General features: G+C 69.5%; 26 protein-coding genes. 5 read left to right on the top strand and 21 right to left on the bottom strand.

The features are described 5' to 3' along the window. Positions 1-23 precede the first annotated feature (23 nt). The 19 genes from QMK30_RS32270 to QMK30_RS32180 all read right to left on the bottom strand — a co-directional run bounded on the left by QMK30_RS32270 (position 24) and on the right by QMK30_RS32180 (position 20,235). Complete coding sequence (locus QMK30_RS32270) at positions 24-1,106, bottom strand: NUDIX hydrolase (RefSeq protein ID WP_283521869.1); 1,083 nt, start codon at positions 1,104-1,106, stop codon at positions 24-26. A gap of 110 nt (positions 1,107-1,216) precedes the next feature. Next, positions 1,217-3,154: an ATP-binding cassette domain-containing protein gene (locus QMK30_RS32265; protein WP_283521868.1), complete on the bottom strand. Its 1,938-nt coding sequence runs from the start codon at positions 3,152-3,154 to the stop codon at positions 1,217-1,219. A gap of 233 nt (positions 3,155-3,387) precedes the next feature. Continuing rightward, the gene (locus QMK30_RS32260) at positions 3,388-4,500 is read right to left on the bottom strand and encodes a hypothetical protein (RefSeq protein ID WP_283521867.1); all 1,113 of its coding nucleotides are present in this window, start codon (positions 4,498-4,500) and stop codon (positions 3,388-3,390) included. Between the two features lie 4 nt (positions 4,501-4,504). Next, positions 4,505-6,550: a methyltransferase, FxLD system gene (fxlM, locus tag QMK30_RS32255; RefSeq protein WP_283521866.1), complete on the bottom strand. Its 2,046-nt coding sequence runs from the start codon at positions 6,548-6,550 to the stop codon at positions 4,505-4,507. 36 nt (positions 6,551-6,586) lie between these two features. Beyond that, positions 6,587-7,654: a lanthionine synthetase C family protein gene (locus QMK30_RS32250; protein ID WP_283521865.1), complete on the bottom strand. Its 1,068-nt coding sequence runs from the start codon at positions 7,652-7,654 to the stop codon at positions 6,587-6,589. Further along, on the bottom strand, positions 7,651-9,690 hold the full coding sequence (locus tag QMK30_RS32245) for a lantibiotic dehydratase family protein (protein WP_283521864.1): 2,040 nt from the start codon (positions 9,688-9,690) through the stop codon (positions 7,651-7,653). The genes QMK30_RS32250 and QMK30_RS32245 overlap by 4 nt, the downstream gene beginning before the upstream one ends. A 130-nt stretch (positions 9,691-9,820) precedes the next feature. Further along, positions 9,821-10,009, bottom strand: a complete 189-nt coding sequence (locus QMK30_RS32240) for an FxLD family lanthipeptide (protein ID WP_283521863.1) — start codon at positions 10,007-10,009, stop codon at positions 9,821-9,823. A 130-nt stretch (positions 10,010-10,139) separates the two neighbouring features. Continuing rightward, positions 10,140-10,607, bottom strand: a complete 468-nt coding sequence (locus tag QMK30_RS32235) for a DUF6082 family protein (protein WP_283521862.1) — start codon at positions 10,605-10,607, stop codon at positions 10,140-10,142. A gap of 72 nt (positions 10,608-10,679) precedes the next feature. Then, positions 10,680-11,255, bottom strand: a complete 576-nt coding sequence (locus QMK30_RS32230; RefSeq protein WP_283521861.1) for a DUF6624 domain-containing protein — start codon at positions 11,253-11,255, stop codon at positions 10,680-10,682. Further along, a complete protein-coding gene (locus QMK30_RS32225; RefSeq protein ID WP_502963267.1) occupies positions 11,252-11,824 on the bottom strand; it encodes a hypothetical protein in 573 nt (190 codons plus the stop codon). Before QMK30_RS32225 ends, QMK30_RS32230 begins: the two co-directional genes overlap by 4 nt. A gap of 68 nt (positions 11,825-11,892) precedes the next feature. Then, complete coding sequence (locus QMK30_RS32220; RefSeq protein WP_283521859.1) at positions 11,893-12,372, bottom strand: helix-turn-helix transcriptional regulator; 480 nt, start codon at positions 12,370-12,372, stop codon at positions 11,893-11,895. 134 nt (positions 12,373-12,506) lie between these two features. Next, complete coding sequence (locus tag QMK30_RS32215) at positions 12,507-13,760, bottom strand: acyl-CoA dehydrogenase family protein (protein WP_283521858.1); 1,254 nt, start codon at positions 13,758-13,760, stop codon at positions 12,507-12,509. 87 nt (positions 13,761-13,847) lie between these two features. Then, positions 13,848-14,489: a GAF domain-containing protein gene (locus QMK30_RS32210; protein WP_283521857.1), complete on the bottom strand. Its 642-nt coding sequence runs from the start codon at positions 14,487-14,489 to the stop codon at positions 13,848-13,850. After that, positions 14,489-15,076 carry a GTP-binding protein gene (locus tag QMK30_RS32205; RefSeq protein ID WP_283521856.1) on the bottom strand — a complete coding sequence of 196 codons (588 nt, stop codon included), beginning with the start codon at positions 15,074-15,076 and terminating at the stop codon, positions 14,489-14,491. The genes QMK30_RS32210 and QMK30_RS32205 overlap by 1 nt, the downstream gene beginning before the upstream one ends. A gap of 52 nt (positions 15,077-15,128) precedes the next feature. Then, a complete protein-coding gene (locus QMK30_RS32200) occupies positions 15,129-15,542 on the bottom strand; it encodes a DUF742 domain-containing protein (protein ID WP_283521855.1) in 414 nt (137 codons plus the stop codon). Then, positions 15,539-16,054, bottom strand: coding sequence for a roadblock/LC7 domain-containing protein (locus tag QMK30_RS32195; RefSeq protein ID WP_283521854.1), 516 nt, complete (start codon positions 16,052-16,054; stop codon positions 15,539-15,541). Before QMK30_RS32195 ends, QMK30_RS32200 begins: the two co-directional genes overlap by 4 nt. Before the next feature lie 74 nt (positions 16,055-16,128). Beyond that, entirely contained in the window at positions 16,129-17,646 is a 1,518-nt protein-coding gene (locus QMK30_RS32190) for an ATP-binding protein (protein WP_283521852.1), read from the bottom strand. A gap of 28 nt (positions 17,647-17,674) precedes the next feature. Next, positions 17,675-19,576, bottom strand: a complete 1,902-nt coding sequence (locus QMK30_RS32185) for a glycoside hydrolase family 15 protein (RefSeq protein ID WP_283521851.1) — start codon at positions 19,574-19,576, stop codon at positions 17,675-17,677. 233 nt (positions 19,577-19,809) lie between these two features. Continuing rightward, complete coding sequence (locus QMK30_RS32180) at positions 19,810-20,235, bottom strand: DUF6415 family natural product biosynthesis protein (RefSeq protein ID WP_283521850.1); 426 nt, start codon at positions 20,233-20,235, stop codon at positions 19,810-19,812. 261 nt (positions 20,236-20,496) lie between these two features. On the opposite strand from QMK30_RS32180, the gene QMK30_RS32175 reads away from it, so the two are divergent. Together QMK30_RS32175 and QMK30_RS32170 are read left to right on the top strand one after the other, a co-directional pair. Further along, the gene (locus QMK30_RS32175) at positions 20,497-21,882 is read left to right on the top strand and encodes an NsdA family TPR-like regulatory protein (RefSeq protein WP_283521849.1); all 1,386 of its coding nucleotides are present in this window, start codon (positions 20,497-20,499) and stop codon (positions 21,880-21,882) included. 72 nt (positions 21,883-21,954) lie between these two features. After that, positions 21,955-22,437 (top strand): SAM-dependent methyltransferase, encoded by a 483-nt coding sequence (locus tag QMK30_RS32170; RefSeq protein ID WP_283521848.1) that lies wholly within the window; start codon positions 21,955-21,957, stop codon positions 22,435-22,437. A 227-nt stretch (positions 22,438-22,664) separates the two neighbouring features. On the opposite strand, the gene QMK30_RS32165 is transcribed toward QMK30_RS32170, so the two are convergent. Both QMK30_RS32165 and QMK30_RS32160 read right to left on the bottom strand, forming a co-directional pair. Then, a complete protein-coding gene (locus QMK30_RS32165) occupies positions 22,665-23,135 on the bottom strand; it encodes an ATP-binding protein (protein ID WP_283521847.1) in 471 nt (156 codons plus the stop codon). Then, positions 23,135-23,716 (bottom strand): hypothetical protein, encoded by a 582-nt coding sequence (locus QMK30_RS32160; protein WP_283521846.1) that lies wholly within the window; start codon positions 23,714-23,716, stop codon positions 23,135-23,137. The genes QMK30_RS32165 and QMK30_RS32160 overlap by 1 nt, the downstream gene beginning before the upstream one ends. Positions 23,717-23,962: 246 nt before the next feature. Here QMK30_RS32160 and QMK30_RS32155 point away from each other — a divergent pair, with 246 nt between their 5' ends. From QMK30_RS32155 to QMK30_RS32145, 3 genes are read left to right on the top strand one after another with little or no spacing between them, the layout of a single operon-like run. Continuing rightward, positions 23,963-25,288, top strand: a complete 1,326-nt coding sequence (locus QMK30_RS32155) for an NsdA family TPR-like regulatory protein (RefSeq protein ID WP_283521845.1) — start codon at positions 23,963-23,965, stop codon at positions 25,286-25,288. Positions 25,289-25,304: 16 nt separating this feature from the next. Beyond that, a complete protein-coding gene (locus tag QMK30_RS32150) occupies positions 25,305-25,859 on the top strand; it encodes a GNAT family N-acetyltransferase (RefSeq protein ID WP_283521844.1) in 555 nt (184 codons plus the stop codon). Positions 25,860-25,873: 14 nt separating this feature from the next. After that, entirely contained in the window at positions 25,874-26,359 is a 486-nt protein-coding gene (locus tag QMK30_RS32145; RefSeq protein WP_283521843.1) for a gamma-glutamylcyclotransferase family protein, read from the top strand. Positions 26,360-26,595: the final 236 nt, after the last annotated feature.

The following is a 26,595-nucleotide window of genomic DNA, read 5'->3' as shown; positions in this document are numbered from 1 at the left end:
TTGAGGTGGGGTGGTCGTTCGGGTCAGCTCAGCCGCATCCCCTCCGCCGGGATCTCCTCGATGACGGCGGCGCGAGCGGTGGGCAGGCCCCACCGGTCGCGTGCCGTATCCGCCGCGAGCTGGGCTTGCCGCGCTCCGGGCAGGCCCCAGCCAAGCAGCGCCGCTGCCTGAGCGGGGGTGGCGAGCAGGCGAGCGAAGGGGCGGCCGGTTGCGGGGTCGACGGCCGTCGGCCCGATGGCGGTGACCCGGGCAGCCAGGCGGAGCCGGGCGTTGGGCCCCACGCCGCCGTAGACCTCACCGGTCTCGTCCAGCACCCAGCCCAGCCGCACCGGATCGGCCAGAATGAGCTGGCCCTCCTCGGCGGCTTCGCGGTGCAGGGTGTCCTCGGGCGTCGTGTCGATGCTCTCCACGGTGCCGCCGGGCAGCATCGGCAGGGCGCCCCTTGGGCCGGGGGCGGCCACGACGACTACCCGGCCATCGGGGATGAAGCACCAAGCCCAAGCTTGTTGGACGGGCAGATGCCTGGGGACGGGGCCGCGGTTGAGGGGGCTGTCCCACATGGGGCGGTAGCGAACGTGGACATCGTGGCGGTCCAGCGCCGGGGTGCCGATGATGTGCCGGCCGTCGGCAAGGTGGGCGGTGGCGGTGTTCCCGAGCCGAGCCCTGTAGGCGGCGAGCATGATCTGTCCGTCCACGGGCCGCAGACGCTGCACCGCCTCCCGGGTCTCGAGGAAGGCGAACTCGGACAGTTCCTCGCGCGGCAGGCGGATTGCCTCCACCTGGTCGGGGGTCAGGATCCCCCCGTCGAAGACGAACCGGACCTCTCCGGGACAGGGCGCGTCGGGCCGAAGGTCGGGGCGGTGCGGAGAGAGGGAGTGGACGCCGAGCACCGTCGACAGGGGCAGATCCAGGCCCAGATCCTCGGTGATCTCGCGCTGGCAGGTGACGTGCGGGGGTTCGCCATATTCGACGACGCCTCCCGGCAACAGCCACGAGTCGTCCCTGCTGTAGGTGGGGTGGCCCAGCAGGACCCGGCCGACCGCGTCGGTGATGATTGCGGCGGCGCCGAGCCACGCCGCGTGCCGGGAAGCGGCGAACTGCGCCACGGATGGGTCGGTACCCGGTGCGACGGGATCCGAAGGGGAGACGGAAGAGGCCACGTGTCGCTGCCTTTCAGGACGGTGGGCAGGGGTGTATCCAGCGTGGGCCGGGGTGATCAGGCGCCGCCGCTCATCTGGCGCTGGAGTTCCCACAAGGACTTAAACAGCCCCGGTTCCTGGGTGAGTTGGGTGTAGGTGCCCTCCTGTACGATCCGGCCTTCGTCCAGAACCACGATCCGGTCGGCGAGGGCCACGTTGGTGAGCCGGTGTGTGATCAGCAATACCGCCCGGTCCTTGGCCAGTTCGCGCAGACCGGCGAAGATCCTGTGTTCTGCACGGGCGTCGAGGGCGGCCGTGGGTTCATCCATCACCAGCAGCGCCGCCTGCCGGTGGAAGGCGCGGGTAAGTACGAGGCGCTGCCACTGCCCGCCGGAGAGCTGCTGACCACCGAACCATTCGCTGGTCAGGAGGGTGTTCAAGCCGGAGCGCAGGCCCGGCAGTATCTCCGCGGCTCCTGAGGATTCGCACGCGGCGAGCAGCGCTGCGTCGCTGGTGTCGCCCTGCCCGAACGTGATGTTGTCGCGCATCGTCAGCGGTAGATACGTGAATTTCTGCGGCACCAGCGCGACATGCTCCCATGATCCCCACGGATCGAGGTCCGCCGTGGAGGCGTGGTCCCAGGCCACGTCTCCCTCGGTGGGCAGCAGCAGCCCGCACAGCAGGCGCGAGAGGGTGGACTTGCCGGAGCCGTTCTCCCCGACCAGCGCCACGATCTCGCCGCGCTTGATGTGCAGCGAGACGTTGCTCAGGCTGTCCTTGGGGGCACCGTCGTAGCGGTATGTGACGTTGCGGACCTCGAAGCGCTGCGGCGCGACGGCCAGGGGCTTGGTGCCGCGGGAGTCGGACATGGCCTGGCCGTGGGCGTTGTCGAGGAAATTCTGCCAGTCCTGCACGTACCAGCCGGTGCGCACCAGGCGGGCCCCGCCGGTGATGATGCCGCGCACCGAGCCGGTGGCGGTCTGGAGAGCGAAGACGGCGCCGCCTCCGGCCGCCAGGCTCATCCGTCCTGACGCCAGGAGCCACAGCAGCGCCGCCCACACCGCGAGCGAGGCGACCCCGCCGGCCACGGCTCCGGCCAGCCCCATCCAGGCACCGGTGTTCGCGGCATGGCGTTCAGCGGCGTTGACGGAGGCGGCCAGCTTCCGGTACCGACCGATCAGGAAGGGGCCGGCCAGGCAGGCCCGCATCTCCTCGCTGGATTCCTGGTAAGCCATGTGCCAGCGCAGTTTGCCCAGCATCCGGCGCCGCCCGGAGGTCTCCAGCCCGGCGAGGTAGATCACGCGGGCCGAGCGGACATAGGCGGCGGCTTGCGGCAGGCAAGCGAGGAAGAGAAGGGGAAGGAGCAGCGGGTGCAGGACGGTCAGCACGGTAGCGCCGGCGGCGAGCGTGGCGGTGGCCGCGAGGATGTCCTGCGCTTCTTCGACGAGGTCGGGGGTGACCTGGGCGCCGCGGTCGGCGATGTCGTAGGCGTCGTTGTAGCCGGGTTTGTTGTTGGCTGCCAGTTCCGCGCCGAGCGCGGCCTCGACCATCGTCAACTCCGCGGCTCGGCCGAGCACCGGGCGCAGACGGCCGGTCAGCCAGACGACCGCGATGCCCAGCACCGCGCGCAGCCCGGTGGCAGCGGCGATGACGGCCAGCTGCGGGGCGGCATCCCACAGCCGCTCGGTGATGTCGCCCGAGGAGATCAGCGCGTTGATCGTGCCCGTGACGGCCAGGAGGCCCAAGGCTGCGAGGACGCCGGTTCCGATCTGGCACACCATCAGTCCGATGGTCGCTCCGCGGTCCACCCGCCAGGCCATTTGTACGGAGCGCCGCACGAGTGAGGGCAGGCGCCGCGCCATGGTGCGCGACGTTAACTGGGAGCCGGCCTGGAGCCGTGACTCATCGCGGTAGAGGTACTCCTCTTCTCGAACACTGGCTTCCTGCGGTTCGTCGTCCGACCGGGTCCCTTTCGGTGGTTGCGGCGGCTGATCCTGTGTAATGGCCGAGGTCATCGTTCCCCCTAGGACGGTCGCTGCGGCAGAGTCGCCAGGTCTAACGACACGGCTGCGATATCGAACACACGTCATTCGGTCGTGCTGGGAAGCCCGCTATCTCCTGCGTGCGGAACCTTGCAGGCGCGGGATCCCTGGTCTGGCTTGGAGCGGCTCCGGGTGGAAATTGGCCGAAACGCCGACGCTGCCGTGCGGCGAAGAGAATCCGGCAGTTCCTCCCGGTCGTCCCGCTCCTAGCAGAGATCTCGTTCGGTCTTCAGCAGCCTTTCCAGCTCTGCCTCGGCATGGGCGACCGCACCCGTCAGCGCCTCGTAGTGGTGGGCGGGCAGTGCGCCGGATCCCAGTCCGGCCGCGGCGATCACCCCGTTGAGTGCGAGGGTCGAACCCGCGTCCAGCGCGGACACGGCGAGGGGGTGGTGCAGTACATCGCGGGCGGCGTAGGCGTCGAGCTGGGCCACGTTGGTGATGGTTTTGGTGAGAGTGCCTGCAAACGGCCCGTCGGGGTCCAGTTCGAAGGCAGTCAGGCCCGCCCGGGTCTGGAACACGGCGGTCGACGGATCGGGAGGGGTGAGGAGCGCGGCGGCTTCGTCCAGGACATGTTCGAGGTCGGCCTGCGCAACCGGTACGCCGACGTGACTGCAGTGGGCGCGCAGAAGCAGACAGATGGAGGTCTCCCAGGGCTCTGTGGGCTGGGCGGTGTCGATCAGGTCGAGGGCCTGCTGGTTTCGCCCTTGTTCCATCAGGGCCATGATTTTGATCTGGCGACCGTCGAGGAGCCGGTTGCCGATGCCGCGGTGGTGGGCCATGGCCTCGGCCGCTTCGGTCCACCGGCCGATGCGTGCGAGAGCGCGGGCGCCGTCCACGAGCACAGTGACCCACAGCTCCTGGCACACCTGCCGGTGATCGGCTTCGGTGCTGGTCAGGGAGGACAGGTCGACGACGCGGCCGTCTATCTCGGACTTTCCTCGCTGACGGGCGGCCTGGTTGAGGCGGGTGAGGAGATCGTAGGCCGCTTCGCCTTGGCCGTCGCGTGTCAGTAGCCGGGAGAGGTTGACCAGCGGCATCAGCGACATGACGCCGATCGGCCCGCTCAGGCGTCCGGCGTCGGCGAAGACCTGGTGCTGGCGCCAGCACAGATCGGTGGCCAGGCCGGACAGGCCGACGTCGGAGGTAATGAGTGCGGCGTAGTTGAGGACACTGCAGGTGCGGGCCACCAGGTCGTAGTGGCCCGCACCTGCAGGTGCGACGGTCAGCCCGGTGAGGTGGTTGATGCGCTCCTCCAAGGGAAGCGCGGGCGCCTTGGTGCGGCGGACCAGGGGTATCCGGCTGGCTATCGGGGGGATCATCGGCTCAGCCCTTGCGCGCCCAGTCGACAACGAGCCGGCTGTAGGGCTTGTCGACGACGAAGCGCGCATCGTCCGCCGTCAGCCGGTCCCGGGAGTCGGCGACGGCCATCCGGAAGCTGGGTTCGGGGGCGTCGTTGCCGCCACTCGCGTCCCAGGCCCGGATCTCGGTCACGACGAGGTCGGCGAGGTCGGAGCCGCCCTCGCCATGGCCGATCACGCCGACCTCCCAGTACCGGCCCACCGCGTCCTCACCCTCGCGGATGGTCAGGTAGGCGAGCGACCCGGCGTCGAGTGCAGCCATGGACCCCCACCCGAAGTGCGGAGTGAACCCGGGGCGCTGGCCCGGCAGTCGGGACAGACCGTTGGGCAGCCCGCAGGCCAGGTACAGGTACAGCCACTCCCATGCCGAGCCCTGCCGGAACTTCACCCCGGTGTAGAGCTTGGTCTGCTGCTGATCCAGCACCGTGCGCAGGGCGTCGCGGTCGACGTTCTGCTCGCTGAACGTCTCCAGGCGCACGTTGCCCTCTCCGGCCATCTGCACGAGGGTGTACACGTCGTCGCAGACGCCCTTGCGCAGCGGGACGAAGGTGGCCATCTCGCAGGAGACGGTCTTCCACGTGTCCCCGTCGCGTTCGAAGGCGAAGGAGCGGGAGATGCTGCCTCGGATACGCATCGGCAGGACCAGGCGACCGCCGGGCGCGAGCTGGTCGAGGATCTTCACGGGGACGTCGCCCGCGCCGACCGTGAACTGGATGCGGTCGTAGGGGGCATGCTCGGGCAGTCCGGCCGCACCGTCGGCCATCACCGCGGTGGCGTTCTCCACGCCTGCTTCTGCAAGGTGCTTGCTCGCGCCGGCGATGAGGTCCTCGTCGACGTCGAGGGTCCACACCTGCCCGCCGGGCGAGACGATCCTGCCGAGGAGGGCGGCGTTGTAACCGGTGGCGGCGCCGGCTTCCAGGACCTTGTGACCGGGCTGGGCTCCCAGCTGTTCGAGCTGGGTGGCGACGACAGACGGCGCGGAGATGCAGGAGATCATCTCCCCGTGTTCGTCGTGCTTGATCGGCACCGCGTCCTCCTTGTACGCGCTCTCTAGGTCGACGCCGGGCAGGAAGGCGTGCCGGTCGGTGGTGCGGAACGCGTCGATGGCAGCCTGGCTGCGCAGGTGGCCGCTGTCGACGAGTCGCTGGGCGAGTGCTTCGCGCAGCTGGTTGGGGTCGGTTACGGGTGTCACGGTGGTCTCCATTCGAGGGAGGTTAGGGTCCGTCTGGACGGACTTGCGGGTAGACACGTCAGCTCCTTCTCCGGTGGAGAAGGCGACGTGACGGCCGAGCCACGCGGTGGCGGCCTGCGCTTCGACAGGCACGCCCGCGCGGTTGAACGCGAAGATCGCATGGTGGGCGAGGACGCTCCGGATTCCGCGTATCAGTCGGCCGTCGGCGGCGAGCCGGCGCAGGCGGTGGCCGGCGTCCTCGAACGCCGCGATGCGCTCGCCCCAGCCCGCTTCCGGCTGCGGGCGCAGGGCGGCGTCCGCGTTCATCAGCCGCCGCATTGCGGAAACGGCTTGCTCCAGAGCGCGCCCCTGGGGCGGGTCGACGGGGGGCCGCAGGGCAGCCCACCGGGCGTACACGTCTCCGGCTTCGAAGGGGTCCAACCCCGTCGCGCGGATCATGGCGGACAGCAGCATCACACTGCGCTCGCGAGCGCCAGGGGTACCGGTCTCGGCGAGCGCGGCCGGGCTGTCGGCGCAGAACACGTCGTGCGCGACCTCCATGCCCTCGGGGCCGCCGAAGGCATGGATCTCTGGCTCGTAGATCCCGCCCGTCCAGCCGCTGATCACACGGTCGCCGACAAGCTGGTCCAGCAGGCCGGAAAGGGGCTGTTGGGTGCGCAGGCGCACGCCGGCGTCCTTGCGCAGGAAGTGGAAACGGCGTCCGGCGAGCGCGGCGGCCAGGGCGCGTGCGGCGTTGTGGTGCGGGTCGGGGAAGGCCACGGAGGCGTGCCACCAGGAGGTGTCCGGTGGGATGGGCAGGTTCTCGTCGTTGAAGGTCATGGGCAGGGAACTCCTTGCGAGGCGGTAGGGCGGGGGTCAGGTGAGCAGGAGGGCACGGGCCCAATCAGCGGAATCGACGCCGTGCAGTGCGAGTTGGGCTCCGGCGCGGCCTTCCAGGAAGCCTGGTTTGGGCAGGTGCTCCCAGTCGGCGGCCAGCCGTCGGTGCAGGTCCTGGAGGATTGGGGTGAAGCGTGCGGGCGCGGGGCTGTCGGCGGCGACCGTGCGGGCGAGGGTCAGCAGTCCGGCCCAGCCGTGGCAGAGGGTCGAGTCTGTGATGCGGGCGAGCTGCTGCGGGTCGGTCAGGATGGTCTCGACGGCGTTTTCGGCCGCTTGGCGCCGGGCGGGGTCGCCGAGGGCGAGCGCGGCGAGCTGTTGCGCGCGGGCGATGCCGGGCTGGCCGTAGCACCAGGACTGGCGTGCCGGTTCCGTCTCGGGTGGTTGGTCGACGTCCAGGTGGTCTGCGGTGGACCAGTAGTGGGCGCCGTGCCGGTCGAGCCAGGTCGCGAACGTGCTGATGGCCTCCTCCTGGCCGGGGACGCTGACTCCGGCGCGCAGGCTGAGGGAGAGGACTGCCAGGGGCCCCGCGATGCCGTGGGCCATGCCGTTGTTGCCGTGCCCGCCGGTCATCTCCTTCCCGTCCGGGCCGACCGCCGACCACCACCCCGGCCGCATCCGGCCGTCACCGCGGACGGGGTGTGCGAGCGCGACGAGGCAGGCGAGCACGTCGGGCAGCCGGGGCGCGATGGGGCGGGACAGCAGCAGCGCGGCGAGCCCGGTCAGGCCACGGATGAGATCCCATTCGGCGAGGTGGGGCAGCACGCCGGCCGCCTGACGGCGTTGGGCAGCGGCGAGCCGGGCGTCCACGACGCGGTCGACGGCCGCGCGGACGTCGTCGCCGGACCCGTTAGCACGGGCCAGGACGAACTCCAGGGCGGGTGCACCGTGGAAGAGGCTGGCGTTGCTGCCGGTGCTCACCCCCCGGGCGGTGGCTTGGGCGAGGTGGCGGCGGGCGATGGACAGGTCATGGCGCTCGACGTCGAGCAGGGCCATTCCAAGGGCGCCCTCGGACAGATCCTGCGTACGGGGAAGGGGCGTCGAGGTCATGAGCGCCTGGCCAGGGGGACGACGATGCTGTGGGCCCGGCCACCGATCCACCCGTCGGCATCCGGCGGGGGCGCGTCGTGGAGGGTGGCGACGCCGACGGGGCTGGCATCCAGGTGCGCGCGCAGCAGGTCCAGGTCGACGTCGCGGGTGAGGTCAAGGGCCAGCTGCTGGTCGTCCTCCGTCAGGAGTACCTGGTCCGGTACCTGGAACCGGGTCCGCCAGGCGTGGAGTTGGTCCGCCCACTGCTGAAGTGGCGCGGTGCGGGCGGGCAGTATGCGGCTGCGGATCTTCCACCGGGCGGCAGTGAGGATGGTGCGCCGGTAGGTGAGTGCCGGGGTGAAGGGCAGAGCCCAGGCGGCCCCCCAGTCGAACCAGGTCACCTGCGGGGACGCGGCCCGGCTGATCTCGCCGAGGAAGCGGGCCATCGGCGGGGTGTAGTTGTTCCACAGGAAGTTGATTGCGGTGGGGGCCAGCAGTTCCAGCGGCTTGCCCGTTGCGGACTCCACCAGCTGGGGGCGGCCGTCGGCGACAGCGACCGACAGGTCGGCGGGGAAGAGGACGTTCCGGTCGGGGCGGCGGAACTCGCCGACGCTGACGACTCGTGGCAGGGCCTGCGGCGCGCGGGTGAGCAGGTCGGCCGGCACCCGTCCGGCGTGGAAGGAGAGCTGCGCGAGTTCTGCCTCCGGATCGACGGTGGGCAGGGTCGCGTACGCCGCCTCCGTGCCCGGCAGTAGGTGCCAGAACCGGCCGGTCATCGATCCGGCCGAGCGGGAGACGGTCAGCACGCGCAGCCGAAAGTCCCCGCGGTTCAGAGCCGGGATGGAGCAGGCGTGGACTTGTGTAGCAAGTTCGAGGTGGGGTGCCAAGTTGTGGGGCTTGTCGCCGGCCGCTGTTTCCAGTTGCTCGATCATCGCCCCGGTCAGCGCGACGGTGTGGCTGCCTTCGGTGGCGGCGGTGCCGGCCAGCTCCAGCAGCAGGCGGTCGCGTCGCGACATCGGCCGGGGAGGTTCGCTCGCCGTGAGGAACCCGGACGGGAAGCCCACGCCCCTGTCGTGGTCCGTCGCCGTTTCCACCGGCACCATGGTGTGCTCGCCGTAGCGCTCGGTGAATTGCTCGATCCATCGTTGCCATGTCGGTGTTCCGGCCGGGTGGGTAACCAGGCGGGCCAGGACGGTCGCCGCGGTCTGCACTTCGGTCAGCACCTGCTCGGGCAGCCGCACGTCGGCGTCCAGCCGCAGGTCGCACGCTGTCCGCAGTCCAACGGCCTGAGCGCGCGCCGCGGGCGGTAAGACGTCGGTGGGGTCGGCGACGGTGGCGGGCGCACGCAGCGAGGAGCGCAGCAGCCGCACCCGTAGGAGTTCACCGAGCAGGCGGTCGCCCGCGCTGTCACTCACGGCGGGGAACTCCGCGACCAGCTTTTCGGACAACTGGCGGTACCCGATCGGCGATCTGGCCAGATCGAGGACGAGACGCAGTGCGGGGCTGACGGCGAGGCGGAACTCGGCGTCGCCCTCGGAGGGCACGTGGATGATCTGGTCGCGCTGCTGAATCAGGGTGTTGACGCAGACCTCGGCGTCGGCCATGCCCGAAGCGTCGCTCTCCCAGGTGCTGAGCATCTCCTCGAGTCCGATCGGCTCAGGGCGTGCCACAGCCTGGTGCTCTTCGCCAATGCGGACAGACGTGGTCTGGTCGAAGGCGAGCGGGGCGACGCCGGCGAACAGGCCGTAGGGGGTGGAGCGGTGGGCGTAGCGGATCGCATAGCGGGCGGTGGACAGCGCCGCCCGGCGCATCCGGCGCACCTTCGGTGTGCGGCCATTGATGATGGCCTGCACCTGGTCCGCCAGATGGGGGCTCGCTTGCGAAACGGTCCGGCGGAACTCGGTGTCGGACCACACCGTCCTCAGCCATGCGCGCCACTCCTCCGCGAGTGCCGTGCCCGTCGGCCAGGGCGGCATGGCGGGCTCGGTCGTGTGTACCGCGGCTCGCAGCATGGCCTGCCCCGCGGCCTCGTACAGACTGGGCCGGTGCCGTGTCATCAGTGCTCTCCTTAGCTTCTGGCGTGGCGTGGCGTGGCGTGGCGTGGCGCGGCGCGTCGTGGCATGGCAGGCGGGGCGGGGCCGGACGGGGAGAGCCCCCGTCCGGCCCGTGTTGCCGGGGTAGCCCGGCTTACGAGGTGGTGCAGGCGCTGGGGCAGGAGCTGCCGCAGTTGTCGCCCGTGCCGCACATCAGGACCGTCTCGGTCGCCGGTGTGCCCTCGATGAAGGTGATGTCGAGTCCGAACGGGTCGGTCTCGTCAGTGATCACGAGGTCCGACTGCGCGGGGGCGGTCGGCCTTTCCGTCTGCACGGCGGTCATGCTTGCCTCCTAGTGGCGATGAGTGGTGCGGGCCGGGGCCCGGTCGGGACCCGGATCTTGGTGCCAGACGGTGGCGGCGACTGTGGCGCGCCTGTTCCACGACGTCTGGGAGTCGGTGGTGCCCGTGTTGTCAGGCTGCTGCGGGCTGCGGTTCCTGGTGCGCCTTCGCGGCCTGGTCCAGCACCCTGGTGAACTGCTCGGCGCGTTCGTCGCCCTCCGCCTCCTGGGCGCGGAGGTCTCCGAAGCGGGACCAATACCGCCTGCAGACGTCGCTTTTCATGACCATCGAGGCGAAGAACGGCAGTCCTTCGTCGCGGACGAAGCCCAGCCGGTCGCGCAGGCTGAGGGCGCAAATGAGCTGGTTGGCAGCCAGTAACTGCACGTACTCCTCAACGTCCATGTCCTCGGGCTTCCACAGCTTGGCGAGGTCGGGGTTGGTGGACATCTGGGCCAGCCAGTCGAGCTGATTCCGCGCGACGGTCGCCTCGTTCCGCTCGGCCTGGTGCCGTGCCTCCTGCCGAAGCCGGGCGGCTCCGACCGCAGCGTTCGCGAGGGAGACGGCAGCGCCGGCAGTGAGGACAACGGTGGTGAGCTTCATACGTCAACGGTCCGTTTCAGGTCAGGGGGCGGTGGGTGAGTCGGATCGGTGGAGTGGGCGGGGCTCGCTGGGTCATGCGACCTCCGCGAGTACGACGGTCGAGGAGTCGTCGGCCTGGTGATCCTGGGCGAGCCGGCGACGCACCGTCTCCAAGGCGACGGCGATCGGTGACAGTCCGACGGAGGCTCTTCGCTGGTCCAAAGAGTCCGGCGCGCGAACCAGGCACAGCTCAACCCCTGTCGCAGTGAGGATCCGTTGGGTCCCGAACTCCTGCGGGCGACCGCTGTTGGCCAGGGTGCGGTCGTAGAGGTGTGCCCAGTGCTGGATGCGCGCGTCGCCGTCCTGGACTGCGCGTTCCAGCAGGGTGGTGGCCGCCCGCTGGAAGTCGGCGTCGTCGTCGGCGTGAAGAGCCAGGCTCCATGCGGCGCGCGCCGCATCCGGGCCGACGAGGCGGTGGCCGGGCCAGTCGTGTTCGGCCAGGATGCGACGCAGGATCTTGGTGTCGGCGTGGTCGGCGTGACGGCCTTGGCCGAGCTGTACGGCGTCGAGGTGGTTGCGCACGCGCTTGGCCCGCCGCGCTGCCGACTGCGTTGCGCGGGCGATGAGTTCGCGGGCGAGGTCCGGCCGCAGCGGTTCGGCGGCCGTCACGCGATGCTCCGGCTGTCTGCGATGGACTGCGGCTCGTGGACCTGGCATTTGATGAGTGCGCCCAGCCCAGAGCGCTGCTCGGCGATGAGTTCGAGGCGAGCGACCCGCTCCTCGTGCTGCCCCGTGCCCGATCCGCGCACGTCCCAGCCCATGTCGGTGAGCCGACGAAGGAATTGTGCAATCGGATCAACGTCGAGGGCGTGACGTGCCAGGACCTCAGCGCGCACCAGCGGTAGGTCCAGCCGGGCGGCGAAGTCCGATGCCCACAGAGTGATCAGCTGGACGGTGTCGTCGGAGCGGTTGGGCAGGGTGTGGACGGAGCCCAGGAAGAGGCACGGGCCCTCGCCCCATCCGAGGTCGGGGGCGCGCTGCGGGAGCATGCAGGCGAGCAGCAGCCCGTCCTCGAACAGCCCTGCCAGCTTCGCCTGCGGGTCGCGGAACAGGGCCGGGATATCGGTTCGGGCGGGTACTGGCAGGCCGCGCATGGCGAGCCAGCGCTGACGGTCTTGGACGAGTGCGACGGCCTCGTCGCGCTCGGCGTCCGTGCCCAGAGTCCTCATCTCGTACACGGTGGCTGGTGCGCGCTGGTGCCGGGGCGCGGGAGGCGGCTCGGTGACCGGCACGGCGGGTGACGTGTTCACTGGCTCGCTCCGTTCTCCACCGTGCCGGTCGGCCTGGCGCCCAGCAGGCCCCATGCGTGGGCCAGGATGACGAGCTGAGTGACGTCGGCGGCGCCCGTCACATCGAGCAGTTCGTCGAGTGCGGACCGGACATCGGCGGGGGCGATCTTGGCGGCGAGGGCGATGGCGTAAGGGGTGCTGTGCTCAGAGACCGCCCGCAGCAGTAGCTGCTGCTCCGCGTTGAGCTCAGGCGCTGGCCGGTCCGGCGTGGGCGGGGCGACTTGCTTGGCAGCCAACAGGAGTTGCGCGAGAACCTGTGGCTTGCAGCGGGGTGGGCAGTGGACGCTCACCCGGATGTCGCGGACGTACTGTCGGATCGTGTGGGGCGACAGCCCGGTCCTCGTGGCGATGTCTTGGGTGGTGAGACCGTTCACGAGATGCTGGGCGACGCGCTGGTGGGTCGGTTTCAGCGGTGTGATCGGGGCGCTGGTCGTCATGGACGGGGTCACGGCTGTCTCTCTCTGCTGCGTTGACGGTCGCCGGGTGGTCCGCCGGCCCTTGCGGGGGGCGGGGCCTGCGGTACGGGCTCGTGCGAAGCGGATTGAATTCGCGGGGTGCCGCAGAAGGGGGTTCATGCGGCGGTGGGGTCGGGCTGTGCCCAGGCAGCTTCGGCGGCGAGGCGTTCGGACCACTGGATGTGGTCCTCGTCGAAGGCAGCCTCGGCCAGGCGTATTCGCTGGACTTCGCCGGTTCCGGCGGGTGGGTAGGTGTGCTGGATGTCACGCCACAGGCGCTGGAGGACGTAGTCGCGGTCGAGGGCCTGGGCGCCGTGCAGTTCCATGGCGTCCTGGGTGGACTGCGTCGCCCACTGGTGGCCCAGGTACTTGGCGTTGATCAGGTCGGCGTCGCAGGAGAGGCCCCGGTCGAGGAGGTGCACGGACTGGTAGGCCAGGATGCGTGCGGCGCGCAGGCGGGCCTCCATGTCACCGATGCGGTCCCGCAGGACCGGCAGATCGGACAGGGCGCCCTGGTAGCGGGGGCGTGCCTTGAGGCGGGTAGCAGTGGTGGCGACGACCGTCTCGTGGATCCCGAGGCTGATCGCGGCCAGGTTGGGACGGCCGTACAGGATGCTGCTGCTCTGCGAAACGCTCAGTCCTTGGCCGATCTCTCCGACCATGTTGTCTGCGGGCACGCGGACGTGGTCGAGGTCGAGGCGGCCGGCGGAGAAGCCGTGCAGGCCGAGGCCGGGGCGGTGGTCGTTGACGGAGAGTCCGTGGCGGTCGGATTCGACCATGAACGCGGTCAGTGCCTGCGAGGTGCGCACGCCCGCCTCGGCGGTCCGGGCGAGTACGAGGTGGGCTCCCGCAAGGTGGCTGTTGCCGATATGGACCTTGCTGCCGGTGATCACCCAGTGATTGCCAGCCTTCTCGGCGGTGGCCTCGATGCCGCCGATGTGCCCGCCGGCGGTCGGTTCGGTCACGGCGATCGACAAGAGCAGCGAACCGTCCGCCACGCCCGGCAGCCAGCGGCTCTTCTGCTCGTAGGTGGCGAAGTGCAGCAGGGCGCCGACGGGGATCAGGGTGGCCTGCAGGATGGCTGCGGCAGCCGCCGAGACGCAGGCGATGCGGTGGATCAGGACCGTCTTGGCCACGTGGCCGGCGCCCAGACCGCCGAAGGCGGACGGGACGGTGACGGCGAACCAGCCCCGCGCGGCCATCAGATCGGCAACCTTGCGCTCCACGCTGCCTGGGGCGGCCTCCATCCGCGCGGCGCGCGGCGCGACGTGCTCGGCCGCGAAGGCGTCCGCCTCGTTCCACAGCAGTTCGTGGCTGGCGGTGAGATAGGGGCGCAGCGCCGGAGGCGGTGGGGCGGGTGTGGCGGGCATGGTCGTCTCCCTCTCCCTGGGTGGAATTCGCGCGGTGGAGCGGCCGGGGATCGCTTGCGGCTCCCGGGTGGGGGCGGTGGAACGGGCCTAGCGGACGGGCGCGGGCGCGATGCGGTCCATCGCCTGGGCACCGGTGCTGATGACGATGTCTCTGAGCCGTCGGGCCTCGCTCAGGGGCCGCTTCTCCGGGTCGATGACGCAGACCGTGCCCAGCACGGTGCCGCTGTCGTGGATGAGCGGGGCGCCGAAGTAGGAGCGGATCCCGACCGCGTCGACCACGTGGTTGCCGCTGAAGCGCGGGCTGGCGTGCACGTCGTGCAGCGGGAGGGCCTTCTTGCGCGCCACGACCTCCGGGCACCAGCCGTGGTCGTGGCTCATGGTGCGGCCGACGATGACGTACCCGCTGTCCGCGGGCGGCTGGTGCAGTCCGACGAAGGTCTGCTCCTCCAGGAACAGATTGACGAACCCGTACAGGAATCCGGCCTGCTCGGCCATGTCGCGGGCCAGCTCGTCGAAGTCCTGGCTGGCGGCGGTGGACACGCCCAGGCGTTCCAGCAGCTCATACCGCTGCGCCAGTTCGCTCGACTGCTGGGGCTGCGGGCCGGTGACGGCGGCGCCGGCCGGGATGGCCAGCCCGCGGGCGGTGTCCCGCATGCCGCGTTGCGGTAAGGACAGGGCGGATGGGGCGGCCTGCGGCACGAGGTAGGGGTCGTTGGGCTGATATGACATCAGGCGTCCTGGAGGGTCGTAGTGGATGTGGGGTGAACGCGTCCTGCCGGAGAGTTCTTCACGGCGTGGCCGACGAGGGTCAGCAGGACGCCGGCGACGTGGTTCGGATTGCGGGCGTCGCAGGTGACCACCGGTACAGAGGTGGGCAGTTCGAGGGCGGCGCGGACCTGTTCGGGGTGGTAGCGGTGGGCTCCGTCGAAGTGATTCACGGCGACGACGAAGGGCAGGCCGATGTCTTCGAAGAAGCTGACAGGGGTGAAGCTGCTGTCCAGGCGGCGGGTGTCGACCAGGATGACCGCGCCGACGGCTCCGCGGGAGAGGTCGTACCAGAGGTCGACGAACCGGTCCTGGCCGGGCGTGCCGAACAGGTACAGCTCCAGAGGCACGGGTGCGTCGGGCAGGCTGAGGCGGCCGAAGTCGAAGGCGACCGTGGTGGTCTGCTTGGCCTCGACGCCCTCCAGGCTGTCCACGTCAGCGCTTGCCTCGGTCAGGTACTCCTCCGTGCTCAGCGGTTTGATCTCACTGACGGCGCCCACGGCGGTGGTTTTGCCCGCGCCGAAGCCCCCAGCGATCACGATCTTCAGCACAGTCGGTCCACCGGATTGCGGGCGCGACGGAGTCCGCAGAGTCACGGTCGGGTCATCCGGCCTGGGGGTACGCGATGGCATCGGGCCACTTCCTCTTCAGGCCCGCCGAGAGGGCCGCCAATAGGTGGGTAGTGGGACGTTCATCCGCGTCTGTGCCGGAGGCGGCATAGGCATCGGTGACGGAGACGACCAGGGCGTGGGCGTCCAGGAGGTCCGAGATGAGGATCTTGACGGCGGTGACGGGGCGGCCGAGTCGTCCCGCCAGCTCGGTCACCGAACGCCGGTGCTCCCGGCACAGGGCGAGGATCTCCTCGCATTCCTCGGCCTGACCTGGGCCGGGCCGCCCGGGCCCGGCGTTCAGCACGGTGTCCAGGCCCAGCAGGTGCCGCGGCCTGGTGCGCCCGCGTGTCAGCGTGTAGGTCCTCACGAACGTCGAGTCCTCGGCCGCGTCGCCGTGTGTGCTCACCGGACTTCATCACCGGTGCCGACTCGGACGGGGGTCTGCATGTGAGTGTCGAACTTCCCTACCAGACGCCCCATTTCGAACCCGATAGTGCCTACGTCGGCGTCCGTGGTGGCGACGACGGCGAGGATCGCGTTCACCACACCGCCGCGGCCGGGGTGTTTGTCGAAGGCCGTGTTGGGACCAGCGCTCTGGACGAACAGCAGGCAGTCGTCTCGCTCGATGATGACCTGACTGGCCGGCCGCAGCTGGTTGCTGGGGCCGCGGGTGTTCGAGGCGAGGGAGGCCACTCCGCTGAGCGAGGCCGACAGTTCGTCCGCCCAGTCCTTGTCGACGTCGCTGTCCTCCAGCCGCAACCCGTCCCGCGACAGCAGGACGGCGTGCGTGACGCCCGGAACGTCGGCGGCGAACTGCCGCAGCAGCCAAGCCATGTGCTCCCGCTGATCACTCGCCGTCGCCTCGGATGCGGGTGCGACACCGGTCGCCACGTGGTTCATCTCAGGGTGGGTGCTCATGGGGATCGCTCCAGAAGGGGAAGGGTCGGCGGATGCGTCAGGGCCACCGGGAACGCGGAGGGAACGGGCGATGATCAGGGGCTGGGGTGCTCTGCCGAAGCGGGAGGAGAAGCGGCGGCCCCGCCGGCCATACCCGTGCGGAAGGCAGCTGCGAGCCCTGGCGTCGCCGCGGTCGCAGGGGCTTGCTCCCGCTCACGTGGGTGAGGGAATGAACCAGCTTGCCGCGTACGCCGGGGGAGGTCGGGCGCGGGAGCAGCGTGCCCCGTCTCGTCGGCCCTGGGCGCGCCTACGGTGATCGGGTGCTTGACCTGCCCTGCCGAGGAATCGGCCGTCGCTGCGGCGGCCTGCCCCGGCGACGGGGGCGCGGATGGGCGCCTTTCCGGGTGGCGGGCGCCCGCGTCACCGACGGGAGGAATCGCTACGAGGAGCCGTGCCGGAATGATGACCAGCGCAGTGGTGCCACCCGTCACGTTCTCCTGCAGGAGAACGGACAGCCCATGCGACTGGGCGATCTTCGCGGCGACCAGCAACCCGAGCTGTCCGGCTCGTACCTGCCCGCTGACGTCGACCTCGTCGGGGGCCTTGAGCAGACGGTTCATCTGTGCGCGCGTCTGGGGATGCATGGGGATGGCCCGGTCCTCGACCTCGACCGCCAGCCCGTTCGGCACGCGCTGCGCCCGCACCATCACCTTCGTCATCGGATCGGAGCACTCGCAGGCGTTCTCGATCAGCTCGGCCAACAGGTGTGTCAGGTCCGGACCCACGTGTCCCGGCAGACCGAGCTCAGTGCCCACGGATCCGGCCGCGACTGCTACGCGTGGGTACTGCACCACCTCGGAGATCGCACCGCGCAGCGTGGTCGTGACCGGGACCGGCCGGCGCACGCTGCGCAGCGACTGTCCGCCGAGCACCGCGGTGCTCTCCACCTGGCGACGCACCCGCGTCACGAGGTGGTCGATCTCGAAGATCTTCGCTAGCAGCTCCGGGTCGTCGGTCAGCATCTCCAGCTGGCTGAGCGCCGCCAGGGCCTTCCCAACCAGAGCGTGCTCCCGCATGGCCAGGCGGCGCAGCACTTCCAGAAGGACGACGGACTGGGACTCATCGTGGACGCGTATCAGCGAGGTAAGGGCCTGCACCTGGAGTGCACCCAATGCCTTGTCGATCTCTGCGGTCGCAGAGGTCGGCTGCGGCATCTGCATGTCCGGCAGCGGCGGCCGTGCCCCTCGGCACAGCTCGTCCGCCGACCATTGCACCGACTTCTCGATGGCCGCCGCAACCCCTGCGACCGCGGTCAGCTCCGCTGCGCGTCGTTCCTCTACGGCCGCCTGCACGGCACCAGCAGCCGTTAGCACTCCACGAGACGCCACCAGCCCGACGCCGGTCAGCCCGCAGACCAGGCCGACCAAGAGCCAACCGAGAGCTACCGCCGCCGCCCAGACGCTGAAGGCAACGCCCAGCAGCACCGCAAGAAGCAGCAGCGGCAGCACCACAGCACGACGGACGCAGTGCACCGTGAAGGCATCGGCCCGCGGCGACCGCCTTCGGCGGTGGCCGGTCGCGGCCGGCCGTGTCGGGAACGCGCTGTCAGACATGGAAATCCTCGTCATTGGGGAGGGACGGCTAGGCGTGCTGCGACGTCAGGGCCTTACAGGTCTGTCGCGGCCCGCGTGAGGGGGAACGGGGCGCCGGAACCGCGACCGCGCCTCCGTGAGGGGAGGACTGCGTGGACAGCAGATGAAGGAGCCGGGCGCTCTGGATCAGGCCCATGTGGCTGAACGCTTGAGGGAAGTTCCCGAGCTGGCGCTGTTCGACGGGGTCGTACTCCTCGGCCAGGAGCCCGAGATCGTTGCGCAGTGCGAGAAGACGTTCGAACAGGGCGTGGGCCTCATCCAGTCGTCCGGTCAGGGCCAGGGCATCCACGAGCCAGAAGGAGCAGAGGATGAAGGCGCCCTCATCGCCCTTCAGGCCATCCACCCCGGCGTGGTTGCCGATCGTCGGGTACCGGCGCACGAGCCCGTCCGGCGTGGACAGCTCCCGGCATACCGCGTCCACGGTGCCGATGACACGCGGGTCGTCGGGCGGAAGGAAGCCGACGCGGGGAATCAGCAGCGTGGCAGCGTCCAGTTCCTGCGAGCCGTAGGACTGTGTGAAGGTGTTGCGCTCCGAGTCGAACCCCTGGGTGCAGACTTCGCGGTGGATCGTCTCGCGCAGCTCGACCAGGGTGTCCAGGTTCATATCGAGGGCGCCGGCTTCGGCCAGGCGGATGGTGCGGTCGATGGCCACCCAGGCCATCACCTTGGAGTGCACGAAGTGTCGGCGTGCCCCGCGGATCTCCCAGATTCCCTCGTCGGGCTCCTGCCAGCGCTGGACCAGGTGCTCGATGAGCTTCTGGTGCAGGACCGCGGTGTCGGCGCAGTGGGCGACACCGTTCTGGTGCGCGAGGTACAGGGTTTCGATCACCTCGCCGTACACGTCGAGCTGCAGCTGGTCCGCCGCCCCGTTCCCCACCCGCACCGGGGCTGATCCCTCGTATCCGGGAAGCCACGACAGCACGTCTTCTCGCAGATCACGTTCACCGGTGATCCCGTACATGATCTGCAGGTCCTCCGGGTCGCCGGCGACCGCCCGCAGCAGCCATTCCCGCCATGCCTGCGCCTCCTGCCGGTACCCGGCCCCCAGCAAGGCCGCCAGCGTCGTGGAGGCATCGCGTAGCCAGGTGAAGCGGTAGTCCCAGTTCCGTCCGCCGCCGATCTCCTCGGGCAGCGACGTGGTTGGCGCCGCGACGATCCCTCCGCTCGGCGCATAGGTCATCGCCTTCAGCGCGATCAAGGAACGGACCACGGGCTCGCGAAAGGGCCCGTCGTAGGTGCATTCCTTCGCCCAGTCCTGCCAGAAGGCGAGCGTCTCGGCGAGCGCGGCCTCCGGGTCGGGAACGACCGGCGCGGCTGCGTGGGAGGGGCACCAACTGAGCACGAACGCCACGCTCTGTCCCGCGGCGACGGCGAAGGCACTGACGATGACGCCGTCCTTCTCCACCTGCTGGACGCCGGTGTCGAGCCACAGAGCGTCCGCGCCGGCCTCCGCGACCATGCGGCCTCCGACCTCGTGGATCCACGGGCTGACCCTGCCGTATCCCGGACGCGGACGCAGAGCCGAGACCATCGGCACCTCGCCGGTCACGCCCTCGACGATGCGGATCACCTGGGGTGCCCCGTCGCGGGGCGGCATGAAGTCGAGCACTCGGACCGAGCCGGTCAGGGTGCGCCACCCCGATTCGAGGACGAGTGAGTCACCGAGGTACCGGCGCTCGGCGACCGCTCCGCCGTCGGATCCGTCGGTAGGCGGGGCCGGAGCGATCTGCCAGGATCCGTGCTCCTGCGTGCCGAGCAGGCCGGCAAAGACGGCCGACGAGTCGAAACGGGGCAGGCACAGCCAGTCGATCGAGCCGTCGTCGCAGACGTGGGCGCTGGTCTGCATGTCGCCGATCAGGCCGTACTGCTCGATACGCGGAAAGCGATTCATCGTGTGGGTCTCCGTAGGCCCCGCGAATCCGGGGATGGCATTGGGGCCGCCGCAGCGGCCGGGAACGGTAGATGAGGAAGGACTCGGTGGTCACCTGTGCGAGGGCGGTCCCTTCTGCCCCGGTGCAGAGTCCTCGTCTTGGGGAGCGGCGCAGCCGGGTGCTCGGCCACCGCGGAGAACCAGCCACGCCATCGGGCCGAGAACCACCGCGATCAGAACTGCCCCGGTGACGGTCATACCCGGGGCACCGACGCGGCCAGAACCAAGCACGCGAAGGCGACAGCGAAGACCGAGCCGCGCAGCACGTTGATCCGCGGCTTCCACCAACGCCATCTCCGCGTCGGCTGCGCGGGTGCAACACCGTGAGCTTGCACGGTCGCGACAAGTGCTTTGGCGGCCTCGGCCAGCTTCACCAGATGCACTCTGCTGGACATGTAGCCGTCGGGGACTCCCGCCGAAGCGAGCTGCTGCGCATGGCGCGACGCGGGTGCTCCCGGTGGTACGACGAACCCGAGTTGGCTGATGTGACCGCGCAGGCGCCACCCGAGTTCTTCCACGTCGCCGGCGCTCTCCGGCAGCGGTGAGTCCTCGTCGAGCACGAGCGCCACCGTCTCTGCCGCGGCCACCGATTGATCTCGCTGCACATCGGGCAGCGCCATGGGGAGGCAACCCCGCTTGCCTTGGTCGTCGCGGTGACAGGGTTCCCGATGCAGGACCAGCGAGAGGGGCATGACACAACTCCTGTTTGAATCAAGCCAAGTTGAGTGGGATTCGCCGTGTAGTACCGACGACTGACGTGCAAAGTGAGTGATCCGGCCGCTACGTTGAGCGAACCTTGAATCTCCGCCGAGGGGTATGCCTGCAGGGCCGTCAAGGCCGCCAAAGGCGCCAAAGATCATTTCGGAACCGAGGGGCAGTCCATGGCCCGTGAGCGAAACCTCGCCCTCGCCGCACTTTTGCGCGAAGCGGGCTGGTCCCAGCCTCAAGCAGCCGCAGCGGTCGCCCGAGTGGCCGCCGAGAGCGGCATGCGGGAGCTGGAGGCCATCTCCCGCTCGCACATCTCCATGTGGGTCTTGGGCACGAAGCCCAGCGGAAGAGCGCGGCATATCCTGCGCGAGACGCTGTCCCGCAGGCTCCGCCGCCCGCTCACCCTGGCAGACCTCGGGCTGGAGGAGCCGACAAACTCCACCGAGAGTGGTTCCGACTGGAGCGTCGACCCTCTGACCGTGCTGGCCGAGCTGGGAAGCGACGATCTGGACATGCACCGACGCAAGCTGCTGGCGACCGCCGCATACTCCGCCGCCGGCCTCGCCTTGCCAGCTTCCTCGTGGTGGGCAGCCGCCCCCGCCGCAGCAGCCAGGCGCACGGCAGTCTCCCCCCGGCTGGTACGCCAGGCCGACATCGACGACGTCCGCGACCTCACCAACTTCTACTCCGCACGCGACCAACAGCGAGGCGGAGCCTCCGGGCGCTCGTCCCTGGCCGGCCATCTTCGCGACGAAGCAGCCCCCCTGCTGGGCAGCCGATTTCGTACGGACCGACACCGTCGCGACACGTACTCCGCCGTCGCGGAGATGACCTACCTCGCCGGCTGGATGGCCTTCGACGCCTCCGAACACCGCACGGCCCAGCGCTACCTCACCCTCGCCGCCCGCATCGCGGCCGAAGCCGGGGACGGGCCGCTCGTCGGCCACATCCTGCGCGCCCTCGCGCACCAAGCAGTGGACCTCGGGCACCCCCGCAAAGCACTCGCCATGGCCGACGCCTCCATGTCCCGCGACCGCTATGGTCAGGCCAGCCATCGCGAGAAGGCCCTGCTCGCGATCGTCCACGCCCGAGCGCTCGCAGCCGACGGCGACCGGCCCGGCACCCTCGCGGCCATCAGTCGCGCGGAGCGGGACCTCGCCCGCGCCGGCAATGACGATGCACCTGGCCGCGTGGACTTCTTCCAGGAAGCCTCCCTCGCCCACGAGACCGCCTGCGCCCTGCGCGACATGGGCCAGCCAGCCGATGCGGAGATCCACTTCCAGCGCAGCGTCGCCACCCGCCGTCGGCAGCAATACGCCCGGACACACAGTGTGACCCTTGGCTACCTCGGTGCCGTCCAGGTCCATCAAGGACGCCTCGACGAGGCATGCGCTACCTGGGGCCAGGCCCTCGATGCCATGGCCGGCGTCCACTCCGGCCGCGCCCGCGACGTCATCGTTCGGATGCAGAGCGATCTCTCGCCCGTCCGGCAGCGCGGGGGTAGCCGAGTCACCGAACTGGACCGCCGGGCCCGGGAGATGATGCGGGCCATAGGGTGACCGTGGAGCAGGCCAGTCGCTTCGCGTGGTGGCTGCCGAATGCGCAACTTTGAGGGAGAGGAACGAGCCCTGATGGCGACGTACGAGGTCGAATCGATCGCAACGGTGGTCGGGGGCCACACCCGCGTTCAGGACGACTACCAGGGCGGGGTCGAATCGATCATCCGGCTCAACGAGGCGTATCCCCTCGAAACCCTGCAGGGCATCGAGGAATTCTCCCATTTGACGGTCACGTGGCGCTTCCACTTGGCGCAGCCGGAAGACGTCCAGCTGCACGCGCGTAGCCCCAGGGGAAATCCGAGGTGGCCGACGGTTGGCACGTTCGGGCACCGCAACCACCGGAGGCCAAACCAACTGGCTACCAGCTACCCACGGTTGCTGAAAGTGGAGGGTCGGGATCTTCTGGTGACGGATCTTGACGCCGTCGACGGGACGCCGGTCATCGACCTGGCGCCGTACTTCGAGGAGATGGGGCCCCGAAGCGACGTCCGTCAGCCAGCGTGGCCGGGCGAGATGCTTGCCACCTACTGGCTTGACGCTTCGGCGCGTTCGTAACCCGGCTGCCCGTAATCCCTCGACGGCGGCGCTATCGGGGGCGGGCGTCTCGGCCTGCTCGCGGGGGCGCGGAACGTGAACCATGGGGCTGCGCCGTTGTTGCTGAACACCGCCGTCGTGTCGATGGAGCACAACGACACTGGGTTCGTGCGATACGGCCTCACCCGTCAGAGCCGCCAGCACCAGGAGAGGACCAGGCTGCGCGCCTTGTGCTGCGGTGCCCGTCATCAGCTTGCCGCCAATCTCAGCTTGCACCATGTGGTGGCGCCTGCGTCCTCAACACCCCAAGCACCTCGCCCTTCTTCGGCGAGCGACTGCACGAGAGCAAGGCCGCGGCCGTTCTCGTCGGCGTCATCGGGGGCCTTGGGGTGGGCGTGGAAGCTGGGGACACCGTCGTGTACGTCGATACGCAGGAAGCCCGAGCCGAGCGAGAGAGTCACCGTGACCTCCTGGCCGCCGCTGTGCACGATGGCGTTGGTAACCAGCTCGGAGACGATCAAGACCGCCTCGTCGGCGACATAGGCCAACCCGCGTGCGCTCAGCCGCTCTCGGGCCCGGCGTCGCATGACACCGACCTTCTCACCGTCCGCGGGCGGCGGAAGCTCACCCGGCGGTCGCTGCCTGATGTCGAACGTGGAACGCATGAGGTCGCCGTCGCGGTAGGGGCCGCGGCGCGGTCGTACGGTAGTCGTTGTCATCACGTCCTCTGGGGGGATCGGAGGACCGCCCGGACCGCGGATACCGCCCTGCTGAGGGGGCTCCGCTCGTCGTCGGGGGTGAGGAGGGAACGTGCTTCGGCAAGGCAGCGGACCAACTGCACCGGAGCGGTGAGCAGGGGGGCGTCGCCCACCACCGACTCGGCGCTGGGTGCCTCCAGCCACGCCACCGGTACGCCCGGTGCCGATGGCGCGAGTCCGGGGATACGCACTGCGTGGCCGGTCCCCAGGCACGTCGGAACGGCGTCGTACCAGGACGCCCCGGCGACCAAACTGCCCCAGCGGGCTGCAGTGCCGGGCGGCACGAGGACGGCCGCCGTGGTCAGGTTCGTGAAGCGGACAGCCGGTCCGACGGTCTGTTCGTACCGGCGCAGGATGTCGTACGCCAGCTCAATGAGGGTGAGGGGTGCGAGTACGACATCGAAATTGATGCCGGTCGGCAGCCGCCGGGGGAAGTCGGGTGTACGGAGCCAGGCGTTCATGGATTCCGCCGGCGAGGGAGTGGCCGCGGCGAACCACGCGGACAGGCGCTCGGGCTCGCCCGTCACGGTGCAGGTGTCCATGAGCCCCTCCCAGGTCAGCATCCGATTCTTAAGAACGCACAGTGCGTTTGATGTCACCTAGTGCATCGGAGGGACGGTGTAGTGAACAGGTCCTTTCGCCGGAACCTTGATCGCCTTCTACCCGCCCTTCTCCCGCCCTTTTCGCTCCCATTTCCGCCTCACCAGCGCTTTCGCTGACGACGCCTCACGCAGCCCGCGAGATGCCCGCTACGGTGAACTGACACCACTCGGTAAAGGGGGTATCCGGTGAGCCGCAGCCCGATGAGAGCGCTTCGCGAGAGCCGCAACCGGACCCAGGCGAAGGCGGTTGACGAGCTCAACTCCCTGGCGGGACGGCTTGCTGCCGAAAAGCGGGTCTCGAAGTGCCCGACCTTCACCGTCCGCCAGATGTCGAAGTGGGAGAGCGAGACGAAGCGGCGCCCATACCCGCACCCCGATACACGGGTGGTCCTTGAGCTGTACTTCCGGCGGCCAGTTGAGGAGCTGGGGCTCCGCCCGGGTGCTGAGGACGAGCCTCCTGACACTTCCGCTGTGCCTGTCGTGACGCCGGTTCCATTCATCGGGCAGTCGGCTGCCGCGATCCCGCTTTTCGCCGGCGGCGACCAGGAACCGCCGCCGTGGCTGGCTCAGACGACGACAGATGTGGCCAGCTCTGCGGACTGGAAGATCGCCGAGGACGAGGTCGATCTTCTCCGCGACGCTGCGGACGACATGGACGCGCAGGACCAGCAGTTCGGTGGCAACAGACTCTGGCGACCGACGCGTGCTCACCTGCTGTGGGTGCACCACATGATCGACCGTGGTATCTACGACGAGCAACTGGGCCAGCAACTGCACGCTCTCGCAGGAAAGTTCACTACTAGCCTCGGCTGGTTTTCCTACGACGCCGGGCTCCACGCCCAGGCTCGGCAGTACTTCTCCGAGGCCCTGAACGCCGCGATGTTGACAGGCGACGATGTGCTCTCCAGTCGGACGCTGAGCAACATGGCTCGCCAGGCCGTGGACCTGAACAAAGGGCGGGAGGCGATCCGCTTCGCCCGACTTGCGCAGACACACGCCGGTATGTGGCTCGCACCGACGCGTGTCACGGCACTCTTGGCTATCCGTGAGGCGCAGGGGCACGCGCGGGTCGGCGACGCCTTCAACTGCGAGTCCGCGATCAAGCGGGCCTGGAGGGAATGGGAACGCGGGGCGGACGACCGTGATCCTGATTGGACAACGTTCCTCAACCAGGCCGAACTGGTGTGCCTGGAGGGCATGTGCCGACTTGATCTCGGCCAGACTGCTCGCGCCCAGCAGCTCTTGGCGCACTCGGAGAAGTTGCAGGACGTGGCGCACACCCGCAACAGAGGGATGTGTCTCGGCCGGCTAGCGACCGCGGCCATCGGCGCAGGGGACATCGACCACAGCATCGATGCTGCGAGCAAGGCCATGGGGCTGATCCGGACTGCGGGCATGTCTTCCGCTCGGGCAGTCCAGCAGTTGAAGATCGTCCACGATGGACTGGCCCCTCATCACCGCGCCCGCGGGGTAGGGGACCTGCTTGAAGAGATCCGCGCAGTCGTCGCGTGATTCGGCAAAAGGAGAGATGCAACCAGTGGATGCGGAGTACCAGCGGTACGACGGGGCGTCGGTCAAGGCCATCGCTGACGAGCTGGTCGAGGTGTACGCCCGGGTGTACGACACGCCCCCGTACATCGGCGACCCGTTCTTCTCCGCCGACTCCTTCCGGGAGCGGCTAGAGGCTGCCTTCGGCAACGAGGGCTTCGAGACGGTGACCGCGCGCCGGGACGGGCAGATCATCGGGTACGTGCACGGCGCTACGCTGCCCGCCGATAAACCGTGGTGGAACTCGCTCGGCGACCGGAGGCCGGTGCAGCTTCAGACCCTCGCGAATGCCCGCCAGGTCTTCTGGCTCCGAGAGCTGATGGTCCTCCCCGAGTACCAGAGTCGGGGCCTCGGTAGAAAGATCCATGACACCGTGATCTCGGGACGCGCGGAGAGTGCCACCGCGCTGACTTGCATCGTCGACAATCAGCCAGCGCATGATGCCTACCTGCGGTGGGGGTACATGGTGATGGGGGAAATCAAGCACGCCCCGGAGTCGCCGACCTACAACGCCATGTATCTGCCCAGCTCGTGACGACCGGAATGATCATGTACCAAGCAACTGCACAGCCTTCCGCAGTCACGGCGACTTCCGGCCGCCGTGACCGACCTTCGCCGGATCCCGCGACCCTGTTCGCGTACGGGACGCTCCAGTTCGATGCCGTCCTCGAAGCGCTGATCGGCCGGATACCGCAACAGCTGTCGGCCAGCGCGCCCGGATGGCGCGCGGCGTCCCTGGAGGGACGCGTCTACCCGGGGCTCGTAGCGGCGCCCGGCTCTGCGGCGCCCGGCGTACTGTTCACCGACCTCAGCCGGAGAGAGTGGACGATTCTCGACGCCTTTGAGGACGACCGCTACGACCTGCGCGAGGTGACGCTGACTTCCGGCGGGCGAGGGCTCGCCTACATCTGGCCGGATGGCGAGGTCCTCGAAGAGGACTGGGACGTCGAGCAGTTCCGGACTCATCACCTTGGGGCGTACGCCGAGCGGTGTGCGCGGATTGCCCCGAAGCTGATCGCCGAAGCTGGCCAGTGAGCCGGGCGGCGTACGCCCGGGCGCAACGTGACGAGCGCTAGCTGAACGCTGTCCGTGCGGCAGCGCGACGACTTGTCCGAGCGCGGCCCCTGGGCGAGCCAGGGGCCGCGCTCATTGTCGGCCGGCGAAGGTATGCGCCGTGTTCACGGTGCCTGTGACGGCCCCTTCACCTCATCAAGGCTGAGACCAGCGATTCCTCGGCAGCTGATCGTGGGCATTTGGTCCTTAGACAGCGA

The organism is Streptomyces sp. H27-C3 (assembly GCF_030063415.1).
Taxonomy (GTDB): Bacteria; Actinomycetota; Actinomycetes; order Streptomycetales; family Streptomycetaceae; genus Streptomyces.
Note: the sequence above shows the minus strand (reverse complement) of the source record. Positions and strands in the feature narration are given on the sequence as shown.